12 protein-coding genes are annotated in these 18255 nt (G+C 40.6%); 3 read left to right on the top strand and 9 right to left on the bottom strand.

Translation table 11 applies throughout. The features are described from left to right. Positions 1-610 precede the first annotated feature (610 nt). From JN11_RS21985 to JN11_RS21950, 8 genes are all read right to left on the bottom strand, one after another. Entirely contained in the window at positions 611-1810 is a 1200-nt protein-coding gene (locus JN11_RS21985) for an MFS transporter (protein WP_144916192.1), read from the bottom strand. A 265-nt stretch (positions 1811-2075) separates the two neighbouring features. Next, on the bottom strand, positions 2076-3440 hold the full coding sequence (locus tag JN11_RS21980; protein WP_246139074.1) for a TldD/PmbA family protein: 1365 nt from the start codon (positions 3438-3440) through the stop codon (positions 2076-2078). Continuing rightward, entirely contained in the window at positions 3409-5046 is a 1638-nt protein-coding gene (locus JN11_RS21975; RefSeq protein WP_144916190.1) for a TldD/PmbA family protein, read from the bottom strand. The genes JN11_RS21980 and JN11_RS21975 overlap by 32 nt, the downstream gene beginning before the upstream one ends. A gap of 47 nt (positions 5047-5093) precedes the next feature. Beyond that, positions 5094-6893 carry a hypothetical protein gene (locus JN11_RS21970; protein WP_144916189.1) on the bottom strand — a complete coding sequence of 600 codons (1800 nt, stop codon included), beginning with the start codon at positions 6891-6893 and terminating at the stop codon, positions 5094-5096. Between the two features lie 7 nt (positions 6894-6900). Then, positions 6901-8844: a DUF4175 family protein gene (locus JN11_RS21965; protein WP_170227825.1), complete on the bottom strand. Its 1944-nt coding sequence runs from the start codon at positions 8842-8844 to the stop codon at positions 6901-6903. A 190-nt stretch (positions 8845-9034) separates the two neighbouring features. Further along, positions 9035-10540 carry a BatA domain-containing protein gene (locus JN11_RS21960; protein WP_144916186.1) on the bottom strand — a complete coding sequence of 502 codons (1506 nt, stop codon included), beginning with the start codon at positions 10538-10540 and terminating at the stop codon, positions 9035-9037. 2 nt (positions 10541-10542) lie between these two features. Further along, complete coding sequence (locus tag JN11_RS21955) at positions 10543-11421, bottom strand: DUF58 domain-containing protein (protein ID WP_246139073.1); 879 nt, start codon at positions 11419-11421, stop codon at positions 10543-10545. A gap of 20 nt (positions 11422-11441) precedes the next feature. Then, positions 11442-12437: an AAA family ATPase gene (locus JN11_RS21950; RefSeq protein ID WP_144916184.1), complete on the bottom strand. Its 996-nt coding sequence runs from the start codon at positions 12435-12437 to the stop codon at positions 11442-11444. 211 nt (positions 12438-12648) lie between these two features. On the opposite strand from JN11_RS21950, the gene JN11_RS21945 reads away from it, so the two are divergent. The 3 genes from JN11_RS21945 (at position 12649) to JN11_RS21935 (ending at position 16483) form a co-directional block, all read left to right on the top strand. Further along, positions 12649-13275 (top strand): DUF4159 domain-containing protein, encoded by a 627-nt coding sequence (locus JN11_RS21945; RefSeq protein ID WP_144916182.1) that lies wholly within the window; start codon positions 12649-12651, stop codon positions 13273-13275. Between the two features lie 229 nt (positions 13276-13504). Next, positions 13505-15139, top strand: a complete 1635-nt coding sequence (locus JN11_RS21940) for a TldD/PmbA family protein (protein WP_211360879.1) — start codon at positions 13505-13507, stop codon at positions 15137-15139. 6 nt (positions 15140-15145) lie between these two features. Beyond that, positions 15146-16483, top strand: coding sequence for a TldD/PmbA family protein (locus tag JN11_RS21935; protein WP_144916181.1), 1338 nt, complete (start codon positions 15146-15148; stop codon positions 16481-16483). Positions 16484-16593: 110 nt separating this feature from the next. Here the strand turns inward: JN11_RS21935 and JN11_RS21930 are convergent, their stop codons facing one another. Then, complete coding sequence (locus JN11_RS21930; protein WP_144916179.1) at positions 16594-18234, bottom strand: RagB/SusD family nutrient uptake outer membrane protein; 1641 nt, start codon at positions 18232-18234, stop codon at positions 16594-16596. Between the last annotated feature and the right edge of the window lie 21 nt (positions 18235-18255).

The following is an 18255-nucleotide window of genomic DNA, read 5'->3' as shown; positions in this document are numbered from 1 at the left end:
GTTTAAATTAATATAGGTAGTGCGTTTATTTACCGTCGCAGAGCTGATTTTTTAAATCATTTTTTTAACTGTAAATAAAATACATCCCTTTTACGGACACCGATAAATTTAGTTTCAGATTTCACCGGGGAGGTGAATTGTTGCTTTAGATTATCATCAATTTATTCAAATAATTAATTATCAAACACTTAGCAACAAAATAAAGAGAAATACCAGGGGAATATCCTATAACTGTGTGGAAAACTTATTTCTTATCATCTTAAAAAAAGGGCCATTATGAGAATAAAAAACACGTCAATCTTTCTGCCCAAAACAACAAAATACATATGTATACCAAGCAGTTAAGTCATCGCCATTTGAGTTCCTTTTGGCTGATCCAATAAATTTCTATTTTACTAAAATGTGTAAAACAATTTATTCTTAACTTATAATAGAATTAACAAAATGAAAGCAATAAACTAAGGGCGCGTGGAAAATCACTTCTGCTTTTGCTTTTAAATTTAATGAAGCTCAGCTTTGCTTTTGCCTTTTAATTTATTGGCATTGCGTGGAGTTGCCTTTAATTTAAAATGAAGACCTAAAACGACGACTAAATACCGGTCTCCAATTTTTATACGGATACACGCCTGCTTTTTTTATACCGATCAAAAATCAGGAACATTATAATACCTGAAAGCAGAATCAATATAAAATAACTAAAACTCAGGTTACGTTCATCTTTCGCCGGAATAAAGCATACTATACCATAGCTCAAAAAAGATACAATAACATAAACTATCCCACCGGTAAGTCCACCTGCTATGCCCGCATTTTTAGGGAACTGGCTTAAGCTATAGGTAAAATAATTATTATAGGTAAAGCCTGCGCAAGCATGAATAATAAATGCAAAAAACAGTAAAGTGTATAAATTAGATAAGAAGTTTATGCTTATAATCATTGCCATTACAAACAGGATTTGCAAAGTAACATTGATGACCATTTTAGCATGAAAAGGACGATTAATGGTAGCCTTACCAATAAAGCCACCAATCATCCAGGCAATACCTAAAATAAGAGAGCAATAGCCAGCTATCACTGGTGTTAAATGCAGTTGATGCTCCACAATAAACGGACCCGTCATATTATAAACCATCACCATACAATAGGCAAACCCTAACATCAGCAAACCAAGTGTAAAGCTCAGTGTAGAGATCATCGACACATATACTCCGGCTATTTTTTTTAGGTGAAACTCCGCTCGGTGCCTAATCGTTTCGCCACTGTATATTAATTCAAGAACGCCTAATACTGCGGCCAATATGGCTAAAAAGTAAAAATTAGCCTGCCAACCGAAAATGCTTTGTAAATAACCGCCTATAAACGGCGCTACAATTGGCCCCGAAGACCAAATAATGGTAAACATGCTTAAATAACGTTTTAGCCGATCACCTTCAAACATATCCACAAAATAAGCCCGTTTACTTACTACAATAACAGCCACGGTAATGCCGTGAACTACCCGCATCAGGTATATCACATAAATATTGTGGGTTATTGCAATAACCAGGCAGGAAAGTGTAAAAACAACAATGGCCATTAAACTCAAGCGATACCGGCCAAAACTGTCCAATATTCCCCCGATAAATAACTGCGAAATACCGTAGCTGATCAAAAATACACTCAACGTCATTTGTACCTGTATACTGCTCGCCCGCAGTTCAGTGCCCATACTTGGTAACGAAGGAATATAAATATCCGTTGCAAAACCGGATAGCGGTATTAAGGAGAAAGCAAGCCATGTTGCAATCCGCTCATTTTTTTCTTTTATCAATGCTTAATAATGAGGCGCAAAAATACATCCTATAATGTAAATGTTATGTAATATTAAGCCAGCATTATATCATTGCCGATATAATAAACCAGTAAGAGCCAAAGCCCGACTTCATCTGATAAACACAAGTTTAACCTTGCTCTTTACCTATCTTAACAAAAAAAGCCTCTCATTTCCATGAAAGGCTTAAGGGGAGTGACCATCGGTACTATTTTAAACCAGTTTAGTGATAGTTTACTCAATTTTATAGGTAAAGCTTTGAAAATTACACCGCATCAGATAATGAACTAAACGTAAAATCTCTCAGTTTCATAGGGGGCACCAGATAACTCCGGTAACTTTCTACGCTGATACTCCGCTCAGGCTTACCTAGGGCATCTACGTTGTTCAGCATAATCACCGGGCTTTCGTTGAAACGGAAATTTTTGATTGGGAACTTAATTTTTCCGTTTTCAATGTAAAACAAGCCATCACGGGTTAAACCGGTCAGCAATAACGATTGAGGATCAACCATCCTGATGTACCAAAGGCGTGAAACCAGTATGCCTCGTTCGGTGCTTTTTATCATATCTTCTATGGTAGCATCACCGCCTTCCATAATTATGTTTGATGGGCCAGGCATAGGATTAACGCCCTTCTTCTGTGCCCAATAACGGGAATATGAAAGGTTTTTTACAACGCCCTTGTCAATCCACATTGTTTTTTCTAATGGTAAACCATCACCACTCCATGTAGATCCAGGTAAATCCTGGTTAAAGGGGTCGGAGTATATGGTTACTTTAGGGTCAAGCAATTGTTCGCCCAGCCTTGTGCCGCCGCCTTTTTTACTTAAGAAACTACGCCCTTCATCAGCCTGACGTGCGTCAAAACGAAACATGCTTTCAAGCATGTAAGTGGCTGCAACCGGCTCTAATATTACGGTGTATTTACCCGGTTCCATAGCTTTTGCGCCAACAGAGGTTAGCACCTTATTAGCCGCTATTTTGGTTGCCGAATGGGTATCCAACTTAGTTATATCGGTAAAGCCCCTTGCCGCATAACCCGACGCAGTACCGGCCTCGTTACGTGTAGTTACCGAAAAAGTGACATCAGTGCCCTTCTCATAGGCAAATAACCCTTTCGAATTCATGATGGCATTAAATGTTGTTGCGTTTTCAAGAAAACCTGCAGCGGTAAGGTTGGCTTGTTTAGTAACCTCCAAACTTTTGGCTACCATTTCCGCACGGCTATCAGGGGTCATTGCCGCAGTGGCTGCATTAAACGTAATAGATTCGGCAAACGTGCGCGGACCAAGCATGGGCATGTATTCTGGGTTTGGGGGCGCCAGCTGTGCAAGCTCTTCAGCCCTTCGTACAACCCTTTCAAGCGCAGCGTCATCAAACTCATTAATGGTCGCTGTTCCCGCTTTTTGACCAAAAACGGAAGTTACCCTTAAGCCCATAGTACTGATATCGCCAGCGGTTGACACCGCGTTTAACGCGTAACGAATATTTCCTCCTTCGCTTCCATTTATGCTCGCTTCACATTCTTCTGCTTTCGAATAACTAAGCACTTTTTTCAATAACGATTGTGCTTCTTCTTTATTTAATATGGCCATATTATCCGATCTTTCTTTTTGTATTAATAACATTCACTCCTTTAAACAACGCTGTTGACGCGCCATGCGATACCGCGCTCGACTGGCTAGGCTGCCCTTTACCATCATTAAACGCGCCACCTAAACGATAATCGCGTTCGTCACAAACCTGTGCGCATGAGTTCCAAAACTCACGTGTATTGGCCTGGTAAGCTACATCGTTCAGCATTCCAACTATTTTGCCATCTTTAATTTCATAAAAAAGCTGCCCACCAAACTGAAAATTATAGCGTTGCTGGTCAATGGAGAATGATCCGTCACCAATAATATATATGCCCTTTTCAACATTCTTTATCATATCATCAACACTTAGAGGGGTTTTTCCAGGCTGAAGCGAAACGTTCGGCATCCGTTGGAATTGAACATCCTGCCAGCTTTGTGAATAACAGCAACCCTGCGATTCTTTTAAACCAATAATATGGGCCTGGTCACGTATGGCCTGGTAATTAACCAATATGCCATCCTTTATAAGGTCCCATTTTTTACATTTCACCCCTTCGTCGTCATAACCAACGGCTCCAAGCGATCCTATTTGTGTTTTATCTGCTACAATATTTACCTGCGGACTGCCAAAATTAAAATTGCCTGACTTCCATTTATCAAGTGTTAAAAAGCTTGTTCCGGCAAAGTTGGCTTCATATCCCAATACGCGGTCCAGCTCAGTTGGGTGCCCAACTGATTCGTGAATGGTAAGCCACAGGTGGCTTGGGTCAAGCACCATATCATATTTGCCAGGTTCAACAGATTTAGCTGCCAATTTTTGCCCAGCCTGTTGTGTTGCGGCCTTAATATCTTCCAGTATATCGTACCTTTTCTTATAGCGTGTTGTTACCCCAGTAACCTTTTCACTATCAAGAGGGGTTAAATACTCGTACCCCATGCCTACCGGCGAGCTTAACGAACGGCGGGTTTCAAATGCACCAGCACCTGGATCAATTTTAGTAACTACAAAACTGGGATAAATGCGGTGTACGTCCTGATCAATATATGACCCATCTGTAGATGCGAAGTACTTTTGCTCATTAACCAAAAACAAATTAGAATTTACAAAGTTGGCCCCACCTTGCATGGCAATACCATTTGTAGAGAGTAAAAGGTCTACTTTTTCCTTTACCGGCACCTCAAACCCGTTTTTTTCCAGCGGCGTCTTCCAGCTTACTTCGCCATAGCCTTGTTGCGGCGCCAATTCTACAGGTGCGCCACCAATTTTAGCATTTGCCTTTGCAACTGCAACCGCCTTTTCAGCGGTTTTAACCATGCCGGCCTGAGTAACATCGTTCGTTGCTGCAAACCCCCAGCATCCATTAGCAATTACCCTGATTCCAACACCAAAAGATTCGGTATTGGCTACGTTTAAAACCTTGTTTTCGCGGGTAATAATGAATTGGTTAAAGTACCGGCCAATACGTACATCGGCATAACTGGCGCCCTTTGATTTTGCAGCATTTAACGCAACATCTGCCAATTGTTTATTAATTTTCGCGTCCATAGGCGCTAATGCCTGCGATGGATCAATAGGATTGCCTGAAGCTGTTAAGCCGGGAAACATTAATGCCCCTGCCCCAAGGCCTGATAAGTAAATGAAATCTCTTCGTTTCAAGTGTTTTTCCTCCCTGGTGTTGTTTTTATGTTAAAACTTTTAAAATATTAACCTTTAGTAGTCTGCTTTGCCTGAAATTTCGCTTCAAACCACAAAAAAGTACAGCAAAAAAGCAATAGTGTATAAAAATAAATTTTTGGCGCCGCAATTTTAGCTTTTTGATGTATCTGTTTTGTTACACCATGCAATGTTATGGCACTTTCGTATTTTTTTGTATCGGTTGTTTGTTTGATAGCCTTAATTGTGGCCCAATCAGTTGTTTCATAAACATATATCCAGTCAATGGCTCCATGCGTGCGTTTAACTGGCTGCCATCCGGTTTTTACGGGCCACCAAGTATTTTGCCATTGAAATGGCAACTCCATATTTTGCAAGGGGGCCGTGCTAACGTCATCAATAAGTATTGCTGCAGGTGGTGAAGCTGTTTCAATTGATAAAGTGGCAGGCGCATTAAGAACTGGTAAATTATTAACCGTTTTCCAATTTTCCAACTGTGGATTAGGCTTAGCAGCTTTTCTGACAAGCAAAGACCAAAAAGCCGAATAATCATTTTTATTGCCAGCCAACATCCAACTATAGCTATCGCCTATTGTGGTCAATACTATTTTACCGGCCCCCATAATACCAGTACATGCAAGTTCACGGTGCTTTCCGTCAGTAACCAGGGTCTGCATATTATCGCTATTGCCGATAAATAGTTGTTCATTACTCAATATTTTGGAAGCATTCTTTTCACCCAGAAAATTCAACGGACTGCCTTGTTGATCTGCGGAAGTACGCTTATAAATTGCAATCCCATTCTGAAACCACGATGTTGTTTTGAATACAGTATCAACACTGACTATTAGGCCCATTGAATTTTTAACTACCTGGTTTTTAATCAAAGTATTTGCATCGTTGTTTAGCGCCTTTAATACAGAAAGATCACTGATTAAAACGTCAAAGTTGTCCAGTACCTGGGGTGTTAGTTGATTAATTGGTAACTGTTCAATATTTATATACTCCGTACTGAACTTATTTTTGCTAATAGCCGACCGAACAGCGACTGCAAACCCGTTATCAGCAAGCCAATTTTTTAAAAATTTATTTTCAAAATTGGGGGATCCGGATAAAACCAGCACTTTTAAGGGCCGCACTGGTGATACCACTATTGGGATTTTCTCATTTTCAAGCGTGTCCTTACCGGATATAACCAGCAAACGATCAACTGTTTTTCCTTCAATTTTGGGCAAATCGGTCAACTCAAAACTGGTGCTTACTGTGGGGCCAACAAGCAGAGAATCAATGTTTGTATTTAATCCGGATAAAACCAGTTTTACCTGATTATGTGTTGAATTATTGAAGGTACCCTGAATTACGCAATGCTGCCCCTGCTTTATTTTTTCAGTCCAGCTTATCGATGTAATCCCGAAAGGATAAGCGGCTTGGTGGAAAACTATGGGAATACTGTCCAGTTGTTTCAATTCATCCTGCGTTAAGCCAAAACCTAAAATATGCAACCGAGAAATAGCTGGCACAACGTTTTGCAATTGATCTATAGTTATAAGTCTCGTTTTGGGATTTTGTGCATTAATAACAGAATCCGTAGTGAACAAGGTGTCTGTTTTAAACTCATTCAAGCTATCTCTGTTATAACCCGTCGTTATTAAAACTGCTTCATTGGTGCCCAATTTTGTTTCGCCCCAATAACTAACGGGCAACGTTAAAGCGCCAATGGAAGCTATCGCGATCAACAATGCGGTTATCCGAAGCCCCAACCGTTGCCTGTTAACACGGCGATATTCCATTATTACTGTAAAAACAGCAAGAATTCCGCAAATGACTATTACCAGGTAAGTCCAATTCATTTGCAAATCAGTGATTAAAGTTTAAAAAATAACTTTGGGAAAGGCCCATGTCAGCAGTCGTAGAGTTGCTTTGAGGCAACACCTCGCTGGCAGGTAATATTTTTCGGATCGCTGTTTCAACTATTGCAATGTTTGCAGACAGTCCTTTTTTATTGCCTGCTATTATGCGTCGCATCGCGCTTGCGGCGCCTAAATAAGCGCCAGATTGCAATGCTGCCTTTTCACCGAGTTGCTGATTGGCTTCCTGCAATATCCGTCGGTCAGCGTCGCTTATATTATTTATGTAAGATAATTGTTCCAATATACCGACAGCCTTTTTTAATGAAGAAAAACGGTCTTCAACTGATTTCAGTTCACGATGTTCTATTGGTTGTATAATTTTATCTAAGTCACCGCTCAATCTTTTTTCCATTTTTAATGGAGATGGATTATAGGCCGTTTTTGCTACAAAAGATCGTGATTTTTGCTGCAGATCTTTCAAAAGGCGTAAAGCTTTGTAAGCAAAAGGCAACGCTTCTGCAGGTTGATATAAACGAAGCTGCAATTCAGCTTTCCACATTTCTGTAAGGGTTGCTTTGAGTTGTTCTTTTACTTTCGGGTCAAAAAACTGGGCATCTTCGGCGTTATCATGTTTATCGGTGTATTCATCCAATATTTTCGCGCCGTTGCCAAAATCTTTCGGGTCAACGGCTTTATCATTCCCCGCCACTCTTGGGTCTTCAATATTCCCTTCAGCTTCTTCTCCTAAAAACTTGCCGTAACGTAAGCGCAATAGTTTTTGGTCGGTCCCCAGTTCATTGCTCCTTTCTTTAAACTTATCCTGGCGCAGCGTGTCTTTTTCTTTTAATAATGTTTCCGCATCTAAAATAATCTGGCGCTCACTTCTAAAATACTCAGGTTTTATATCCGTACCTGAGAGTATACCATCCATACTTAACAACTGCGCTGTATCCTGTACAGAAACTATATAAACATCGGTGCGGCTCAACTGGGCGTTGTTATCACGGGCCTGCACATAAAAATAAAGCTCATCGCCAGGTTCCACATTCAAAGCCTGGAGGTCAATTATTTTTTGGGAATTATATTTCCGTTCATTTTGACTAAATGATGTAGGGAACTCAATTTTTTGCTCCTTAAACTTTACAGCCTCTCCGCTGCCTTTGGCAATTGTGGCATAAATTTCTGCTCCGCTTACCCCGTAGTCATCTGTTACAGTTGCGTTTAAAATCACTTGTGGCTTTTCACCGGCATCAATATAGGTATATTGTTTTGGCGTTTTAATTTGTATAACCGGTGGTAAGTCATTAATAACCTGCACCTGGTACAAATCTGAACTTTTACCATCTATCATAACCTGGTAAAAACCTGGCTTTGTAAGTATTTTTTTTGCTTCCCATTCTGTACCATCATCATTTTGACTTTTTAAAGGCAGGTTGTCCCTTTCATTAAACAGCAGAGATACTTTTTTAACAGCAACATTTGTTGTCAATTTCCAATCAATAACTGCACCTTCTTCTGTTTCCAGTGTAAACTTTGACTGGCTGTATTCCTGCAAATGGGTATAAGCAGGCGGCCTGATAAGCACATCAACCGATTCTACCTGGGGCAGTATTACTTCTTTTACATTGCTTTTTTTATGAATATTGTTAACGCTGTTAGTGGCATTACCAGTATCCCAATGATGTTTAACCTCACTGGCAAGAAATGATAAGATAAGAGCGCAAATTAATACTATGGCACTTTGGCGCACAGGCTTTATAAAATGCTCATGATTTGACGGAATATGTACCAGCGCTGTCGCAACCTTTTCTAATTGAAGCCGTTGCAATAGGTTAAGATCGGCTTTTTGCATCAAAACAATGCTGCTGCTTTCTTCAAGTTCCGGATATACAGAATCAAGAAAAGCTGTCACAATCTTGTCTCCAATAAGCCATTGACGATGTCTTGCCATCAAAAGGCCGAAAATTAAAACAAATAATATAATAAAAAACAGAAGAGGCCTGGTAAAAAACAAGGATAAAATAACACAGCCGGCCACGGCGATAGCCGCCGCGAGCAGGCCATCGGCAAGCAAATAATATAAAATATACTTTTGCCTTACCTGTCTTATTTTATTCAATGCATTATACTCCATCTAATCCTTATGTTAACTGTTTTTTATTTGCCAGCCATCTTTCAGCTAAAAACATCAACACCAAAAGCAACCAGAAATAACGGGTAACGTACGTGTTTAATTTATAATTGTTATGAGAAGACTTAACCGCATTAATAACAACAGGCTTTAGTTGCTGCTTGTCAATAATTCTGCGGTCGTACTTAGCTTTATCAAAAAGAAAATCATCCTCCATAATAAGTTGTAACATTATCTTCGGAAAATCGGCGTTCCAAACCAAATCGTTCCACGATGGGTTAAAGCGGTTGTAAAAATGATATATGGCTGTGTTGCCCTTGTAATCGCGGCCCAGCACCAGTTTTCCAAAGCCATCGTGCCAAACAACTTCAGCAGGATAAGTAGTTCCAATAACCGATTTATATAAAGAAATTGGCTGTTGTACAGGTGTTGCCGAATTACAGGCACCCGGGGTTATCCAAGAATTAACAGCAGCAGTTTTACCACTTTCATAAACTAATACACGCTGGTAATGACTTATTGTTTTTGGGTTGATAGTTTTATCAGATAACCAAAAAAGCCAGTTTTTTCGGCCCGATAAATTATCTTTATCGCTGAATGATTTAATATTTACAGGGTGTTTTGTAAACTGGCTAACTGTTTGTAAAGCAGCTTTAACATATTTGGCATCAGGGGCATTATTATCGGCAAAAACATCAACGGTTAGCGTGGCGGTATCAATTGCAACAGGACTTTGCTTATTATCGCTTGCACTGATTATAGCCTTGCCATTGTTTACGCTGATATGGTAAGGATGGCCCTCCCCTCCATCCGAACTGATATTTACGGCATTAAAATAGGTACCTGATGGCTTGCCTGTGCCAATAATGACATGCACATTTTTATCTGCGGTAAACCATGCTTTTTCTATCCAGGTAACTGTAGAATCACTTGGTGTATAGGTGTCCCATTTTAAACTTAAAGCAATTTTCGGCCTGTTGCCAGTAAAATTATTCAGCAAATTGGGGGTAAGTAAATAGATTGGCAGTTTAGCTGGTGCCTGCCTGTCCAGTTGCTGCAATAAGCTCCAGTAAGGCACCATTTTTTTTTGTTGCGATGCTGTTGCATCTGCCAGTGCTTCTTTAACCACTACTTTTTTAAAATTGGAGTTAAAGTAATGAAGTTCGTATCCGGCATTTAATAAAGAATCGGCTTTTGGCTTAAAGGTTTTATATACTTCTTTAAAGTTTTCTTTGGGGATAAGAAGCCATCCTTTTATACCACTTTTGTCTTGCTCTTTTTGAATATAAGGCATTGCCAAAACTATCGCAATCAAAATCAGGAACAGGCAGCGCAGCAAAAGCAATAAAATATCAATCAATTTAAAACTGCGGCTACTTTTACGGGACGATACTTCAATTAATGCGATACTGCCAACTTTAAGGGTTTTGCCCGGCCTTACATTCCATAAGTGTATTATTACCGGAATACTAATAGCGGCAACAGCGAATAACCATATTGATGATAAAAAGCCCATTATCAATACCGTTTATTTCTTTGCGTCAAAAACGCTCTTAGCGCTTCGTCAAGCGGTTCCGCGGTGCTTATCATCTTGTGAAAAATATGTTTACTTAAAAGTTCCAGCCGGATATCAGCCAGGTAATTACCAAGCTTTTCAAGATAGGCACTTTTAATTGTATCCGGATCAATTTGTACAGTGTCGCCGCTTTCCAGGTCTTCCAGGGCAGCATAACCTTTAAAGTCCAGTTCAAGCTCATTTTGTCCCATTAACTGAAACACAAGCACTTCATGTTTAACGGCTGTTAAAGAATCCAATAACTTATAAATTTCACTCTCCTGCTGGTACATATCCGTTATCAATATCAAAAGTTCTTTCTTTCCTTGTCCAGCAAATAACTCTTTATAATGAATAGGCTGTGTAAACTTCCCACCAGGTTTAATAACCGAAAGCTGATAAAACAAGCGCTGTAGATGTTGCGGATCGGGTTTTGAGGCCAGTGAAAACAAATGATCATTTTGGAAAACATAAAGCCCTACCGCATCGCCATGCAAATTGGCCAGGTACGCCAATGATGCGGCAAGGAAACGGGCATATTCAATTTTTTTTATTCCATTGTCATCATGATTCATTGACGAACTCGCATCAATTAAAAACCGGACAGATATGCTTGTTTCTGTTTCAGACTCACGTATATAATACCGGTCAGAACGGGCATACATCCTCCAGTCCAGCCACCTGAGATCATCTCCGGGTTGATAACTCCGGTATTGGCTAAACTCTAAGCCTGGACCTTTTATATTGCTTTTGTTAAGCCCCGTCATAAAGCCATCAACAACCGTTTTTGCCAGTAAGGGCAAATTTTTAATGGTCATTAATACTTTCGGGTCTAATTGCATATTAAAAAACCTAAATAAATTTAAAGCGTATTTTCCCTTGTAATTTCCTTTATCAAAACAGAGGTAACCATATCCGAGGTTATGTTTTCGGCCTCAGCTTTAAAATTCAATAATATGCGGTGCCTTAATACCGCCGGGGCCATGGCTTGTAAATCTTCCATTAAAACGGTATAGCGGCCTTTTAAAATTGCCCGTGCTTTAGCCGTCAAAATCAATGCCTGGCCAGCCCTTGGCCCTGCGCCCCAGCGTACCCAATCTTTAACGTAACTTACAGTTGTAGTATCAGGTCTTGTAGCCCGGATGAACTTACTTACATACTTTATCAGGTCATCACTTATGTTTACCTGCCTTACCAGCGCCTGTACCTGTAAAATTTCTTCCGCCGTAACCACAGGTGTTACCTTAGCCATTTTTGTTCCGGTAGTGCGGCTTAAAACTTCAACTTCTTCCTGTTCGGTGGGATACCCTATTTTTATTAATAATAAAAACCGGTCCAGTTGAGCTTCGGGCAATGGATAGGTGCCCGCCTGCTCAATAGGATTTTGCGTGGCAAGAATAAAAAATGGCTTATCAAGCGGGTAAGTTTGCCCGCCATAAGTTACTTCAAACTCCTGCATAGCCTCCAGTAACGCCGATTGGGTCTTCGGAGGCGTGCGGTTTATTTCGTCTGCCAGTATAATATTAGCAAAGAGCGGCCCTTTATTAAATTTAAAAAAACGCTTTCCGGTTATATGATCCTCTTCCAGTATTTCCGTGCCCACAATATCAGTAGGCATTAAATCCGGGGTAAACTGGATTCTTCTGAACGAAAGATGTAAAGCCTGAGAGATGGTTTTTACAATAAGGGTTTTTGCTAAGCCGGGTACGCCCTCTAAAAGGCAATGCCCCCCCGCTAAAAAGGCCACCAGTAACTCGTCTAATATGACATCCTGACCAACAATTACTTTTTGAATCTCCTGTTTAAGTTGTGGCAATTTTGCCAGCAAAGCTTTTACGTCTTTTTCAGTTGTTTCCAAATGGTTTTGATATTTATTATTGTTATAAATCACGCTGCCCCGGAGGAACTTTAACCAGTACCGCCAATTGTCTTATAAGCACACAATATATCATAGTTTTATCTTATTATTGGTTTTTTTTACCAAATAATAAATATAGTAGCGTAAAAATTACAATTCAGATAAGAAAAACACGTTATTACCTATTTATTTTATATAGTTTAGTAAAACTATGAATACCGGCTCAAAATTCACATTTGCGAGATTTAGCTATCATTCCGGCGATTGGGATACTGATCAAAGAATGCCCTCTAATTTACTTAACTCTTTGCTGGAATATACCACCATCCCAATCGATGTACACGAAAAAGTGATACCGCTTGATAGCGCCGATATATTTTCTTTCCCTTTTTTTTATATAAGCGGCCACAAGCTGGTTCAGTTCGACGCTCAGGAAAGGGCAAACTTTAAAAAGTACGTAGAAAATGGCGGATTTGTTTTTGCCGATGACTGTAATCATGATATCGACGGGCTTTTCGCGAAATCATTCGAGGCCGAAATGACAGCAATATTTGGTGCCGGGGCGCTAAAAAAAATCCCGAACAACCATAAAATTTATAGTTCCTTTTTTAGTTTTGAAAAAGGACCACCAACCACCACTTTTGAACTTAACGGGTGGGGGGATGATCTGGTGCATGATTACCTTAAAGCAATTGAAATAGATAACCGGATAGCAGTACTATACAGCAATAAGGACTACGGCTGCGAATGGGACTATGACTTCAGAAATAAACGGTTTTTAGCTGAGGATAATACCAAATTTGGCGTAAATATTATTTTGTATGCACTGAACTCGTGATACAATCCCCTTTTATTAATGATTGCTTTAATTCAATGGTGACTTGGACCACCTTGGGCGAATGATTGCTGTTAGCAAAAAAATATATTTAAAATATTGTAACGTTTATTGCGCCTTTATAATCTTACGAAGAGAAATTTATTTTTATTGGATTATGTCTTTAATTAATAAGAACAAATTATATTTATTTGAATAGAGTAATTATCTTTAGAAAACTAATACCGATCAATTGAATAGAAAAAACTTTCTTTATCTTACAGGTATGGGCTTTGGAGCCACGATGCTTAATCGTATACCTGTTTTTGGTTCCCCTTTAATTCAAGGAACTGCCATGCGCAATGTTGACATCGCCATGAAAAAACAAATGGCAGATGTAGCGCTGAATGCGGCACGCTCTAAAGGGGCCACCTATACCGATGTACGCATAGGCCGTTATTTAAACCAATATGTGGTTACCCGTGAAAACAAGGTTGAAAACATTGTTGACACCGAATCATACGGAATGGGCATCAGGGTAATAGCCAACGGCTGCTGGGGTTTCGCGGCGACTGATAAATTAGATACCGATAGTATTGCCAAGGCCGCGCAGATGGCTGTCGCAATAGCAAAAGAGAATGCCAGGATACAAACCGAGCCCGTACAATTAATACCCCAAAAGGGATATGGAGAGGTTAGCTGGAAAACACCGATAGTTAAAAACGGTTTTGATGTGCCGGTTAAAGACAAAACAGATCTTTTGCTTGCCGTAAATGATGCGGCACTAAAAGGTGGCGCTAACTACGTAAACTCCATCATTTTCCTGGTAAATGAGCAAAAGTATTTTGCCTCAACAGACGGATCGTATATAGATCAGGATATTCACCGTATATGGCCCGTTTTTTCAGTTACAAAAATTGACGAAAAAACCGGACAATTTGAAACAAGACAATCGTTGAGCGCCCCGAGGGGAATGGGTTATGAATACCTGATCCCAAAAGAAAGCGACAAAATAAAAGGTTTAACAACTTTATACCGTGATAGCTATGACATGCTTGAAGATGCCCGGGCCGCTGCGCCGCAGGTAGCTGAAAAAATAAAAGCAAAATCAGTTGAGGCGGGAAAATATGATCTGGTACTTGATCCCAGCCATTTGTGGCTAACCATACACGAGTCTGTAGGGCATCCTTCCGAACTGGACCGCGTTCTCGGCTACGAAGCCAACTTCGCTGGTACCAGCTTTTTAACACTCGATAAATGGAAATCAGGCAAATTTAATTTTGGCAGTCCGCAGGTAAATATTGTTGCAGATAAACTTCAACCAGGTTCATTAGGGGCTGTTGGGTATGACGATGAAGGTGTGGAAACTAAAAAATGGGATATAATTAAAGATGGTATATTGGTTAATTACCAGGCCATACGCGACCAGGCCCATATACTGGGTTTAAAAGAATCACAAGGATGCTGTTACGCAGATAACTGGAGTGATGTACAATTCCAGCGGATGCCAAATATATCATTACAACCGGGCCCCACACCGTTAGCGCCTGATGAGATGATTAAAAATGTGGAAAAGGGAATTTACATTATTGGCGACAGTTCTTTCTCAATTGATCAGCAGCGATATAATTTCCAGTTCAGCGGCCAGCTTTATTACGAAATTAAGAACGGTAAAATTGTTGGGATGCTTAATGATGTAGCCTATCAATCAAACACGCAGGAATTCTGGAACTCCTGCACCGCTGTATGTGATAAAAATGATTATCGTTTGGGCGGATCTTTCTTTGACGGAAAAGGCCAGCCAGAACAGGTTAGCGCAGTTTCCCACGGCTCATCCACCGCGCATTTTAAGGGTGTTAACGTAATTAATACAAAAAGAAAAATATAACGTACAATGGCTATAATAAGCGAAGACGATTGCCGTACAATAATGAAAAAAGCGCTCAGCTATTCAAAGGCTAACGAATGTGAAATATCTTTTAGCGGTTCTGATTCAGGAAATATCCGCTATGCCCGCAATTCGGTTTCTACCAGTGGCTTTATCAGCCAAACAAACATGGTTATTTCATCTGCCTATGGTAAAAAGCTGGGCATTGTAACCACTAACGAGTATGATGATGCGTCTATAGAAAAAGCGGTGCGTCTTTCGGAAACCCTTGCGCAATTTGCCCCGGAAAATCCGGAGTTTGTGTCTTTCTTGGGCCCGCAAACTTATAGCCCGCCTTCAAAAACTTTTGATGCCGACACCGCCGCCATAACTCCCGCAATGCGGACTGACAAGGTTAGCGAAAGCCTTCAGATTGCAAAAGACAATAAGCTTATTGCTGCAGGCTACTTGCAAAATAGCGCATCATTTTCTTCAATGATGAATTCGCATGGCTTATTTGCCTATTTTACCGGTACTGATGCCAGTTTTTCTATTACGCTGCGCACGGAAGATGGTCAAGGCTCAGGCTATTCAACGAAAGACTATAACGCAGTAAGCAAACTTGATACGCTTAATTTCACTAAAACAGCCGCACAGAAAGCAACCCGGTCTGCCGGTGCAAAAGCAATAGAACCCGGTAAGTACACGGTTATATTAGAACCAGCCGCAGGCATTGTATTGCTTGAGCAATTGTACGGAGGGCTGGATGCAAGGACAGCCGACGAAGGACGCAGTTTTTTAAGCAAAACCGGAGGCAAAACTAAGCTGGGTGATAAACTGGTTGATGAACGGATTAATATTTATTCAGATCCATCAAATCCTGAATTGCCAACTGGCAGTTGGGCCGGTGATGGCAGGCCGCAGGAGAAAATAAGCTGGATTGAAAAAGGCGTACTTAAAAACCTTACTTACTCCCGCTATTGGGCGCAAAAACAGGGTGTGAAAGGCATTCCATCTCCAGATAGCATTATTATGGACGGAACCGACGCCACTTTAGAGGACTTAATAAAAGGTACAGAAAAAGGGATACTTGTAACCCGTTTATGGTATATCCGCCCGGTAGATCCGCAAACGTTATTATATACCGGTTTAACCCGCGATGGTACTTTTTATATAGAAAACGGACAGATCAAGTTTCCAATAAAGAATATGCGTTTTAACGAAAGCCCGGTGATTATGCTGAATAACCTGGATGCCTTGGGTAAACCGGAAAGAACAGTCAGTGGCGAATCATTCTCCAGCGCGCTTATTCCGCCAATGCGGATAAAGGAATTTACCTTTACTTCTTTGTCTGACGCCGTTTAAGCAGCCACAAGAAACTATTTTTAAATTAAAAAATAAAACCGCCTCATTTTACTGAGACGGTTTTTAATTAACTGATAAAACTGAAAATTAACTATTAGACTGATCTATTTTTAGTAATTAGGGTTCTTTATAGGAGCACTGCCCGATGCTGGTGGGTTGAGAACGAACTCATCAGCGGGAACATCCCAGTAATCCATAAAGTTATAATTGATAGTAACGTTTGTATGTAACACGCCGTCCGGAGTAAGCACTACACAACCGGTGCGGCCACCACCTTTAGAAACATCATAAATAACGCCCCATCTTCTTGCATCATAGAAGGCAGTTCCTCTGAACAATAAAGCAATTCTTCTTTCTTTTCGCAGTTCCTCCAAAGCCTGGGCAGTTGTTAAGCCGGTACCAGCTACTGAGGCTAATCCAGCTTGCTGATAAACTCTAACCGCGTCAACTAATGCTAATCCCTGTTCAACCTGACCTGTGTTTATATATGCTTCCGCTAACATTAGCGCATTTTCCTCATAGCTGCCAGCGATATAAATTTCCTGGTTACCCGGAGTATTGTCTGCATACTGGATGGAGTTGATTGCCGGACGGGGAGTAAGCGCTGCATTCAACAATTCCCAACGGCTGCTGAAGGTGTAACCACCTACTTGGTTGATCGTTGTATCGGCCGTAAAGTTTTTAGCAAATCTTTGATCGCCCGATTTAAAATCCTGTATCAAACGTTCCTGAATCTGGAATATAGAATTTTGAGGCGGCCCTGATGTATTAAGCGCAACACAACCGCTGGTTGCACTAGCCAAACCGTTGAGGCTAGTTGTACGTAAGGTAAATACATTATCTGATGACTGGATACCTGCTGTGGTCAGCGTTATTATGGTCTGCCAGTCAGCAGCTGTCATAGCGCTTGTACGCGTATTGGCCAGCAGGTTACGAGCCTCAAGAGTATTAATATTGTCTATAAACGCTGCCGGGGTTGGCACGCCACCATGACCGGTTTGAACAAATGAAGGCAACAACTGCGCCATCAACGTTGTATAAGTAGTCGTATTGCTTATTGAACTCAACTGAGCGCTTGCGGCAGCCAGGTTTTTGTTTGATTCGGCAATTATAGCAGAGCTTAAAACATAATTAGAATTAGTTGCACTTATTTCATTGTTTATAATACCTGAATAGTATATAGAGCCTATACGTGCATAAGCATAACCCTTCCACCAGTAAGCCCAGGCTCTTAATGTAGCCTGTTTATTGGCGGCGTCTCCCGACAAGGGAACAGTGCCGGCAAGAGCCAGGATCTGGTTAGCGGCGTTATTTAATTGATACATGCTGTTCCATTCATAATAGAACATATTTTGTGATTGGGTGGCCCGGGTATTGTTTACACGCAGGTTAGCCGACTGGCTTGTAGGGTTTACGTTTACGGTAGGTGTTCCATCGGTAAAGATAACTGATGCCGGTAAGTTTACAACGTTAACGTTTTGGTTGGCATCCGGGGAAGCCACGTCGTCTGCCAACAATTCGTCAAAACCGTATTCCAGAGAAAAGAATGAATTCCCCAGCCAGTAGTTACCATTCATAAAACCGTTAACGTAGATACTGCCGGCAGCAAGTGAAACTAAACCCGTTTCTGTTGACGCCTGTGCAAGCGTAGGGGAGTTCGGATTCTGTATGTTCAGCTCCTTTTTGCATGATGAAGACAAAACAATCCCTGCCAACATCACTATAATTATTTGAAATTTATATTTTTTCATGTTTTTTTAAGATTGAATTGT

Origin of the sequence: Mucilaginibacter frigoritolerans (assembly GCF_007830615.1) — a bacterium.
GTDB classification, from domain to species: domain Bacteria; phylum Bacteroidota; class Bacteroidia; order Sphingobacteriales; family Sphingobacteriaceae; genus Mucilaginibacter; species Mucilaginibacter frigoritolerans.
Note: the sequence above shows the minus strand (reverse complement) of the source record. Positions and strands in the feature narration are given on the sequence as shown.

Coding starts and splice junctions, on each gene's coding strand:
- JN11_RS21965 (WP_170227825.1), bottom strand. CDS start 8,844: ATGGCAAGACATCGTCAATGGCTTATTGGAGACAAGATTGTGACAGCT.
- JN11_RS21945 (WP_144916182.1), top strand. CDS start 12,649: ATGAATACCGGCTCAAAATTCACATTTGCGAGATTTAGCTATCATTCC.
- JN11_RS21980 (WP_246139074.1), bottom strand. CDS start 3,440: ATGTTATTAATACAAAAAGAAAGATCGGATAATATGGCCATATTAAAT.
- JN11_RS21930 (WP_144916179.1), bottom strand. CDS start 18,234: ATGAAAAAATATAAATTTCAAATAATTATAGTGATGTTGGCAGGGATT.
- JN11_RS21955 (WP_246139073.1), bottom strand. CDS start 11,421: ATGCAATTAGACCCGAAAGTATTAATGACCATTAAAAATTTGCCCTTA.
- JN11_RS21970 (WP_144916189.1), bottom strand. CDS start 6,893: ATGAATTGGACTTACCTGGTAATAGTCATTTGCGGAATTCTTGCTGTT.
- JN11_RS21935 (WP_144916181.1), top strand. CDS start 15,146: ATGGCTATAATAAGCGAAGACGATTGCCGTACAATAATGAAAAAAGCG.
- JN11_RS21960 (WP_144916186.1), bottom strand. CDS start 10,540: ATGGGCTTTTTATCATCAATATGGTTATTCGCTGTTGCCGCTATTAGT.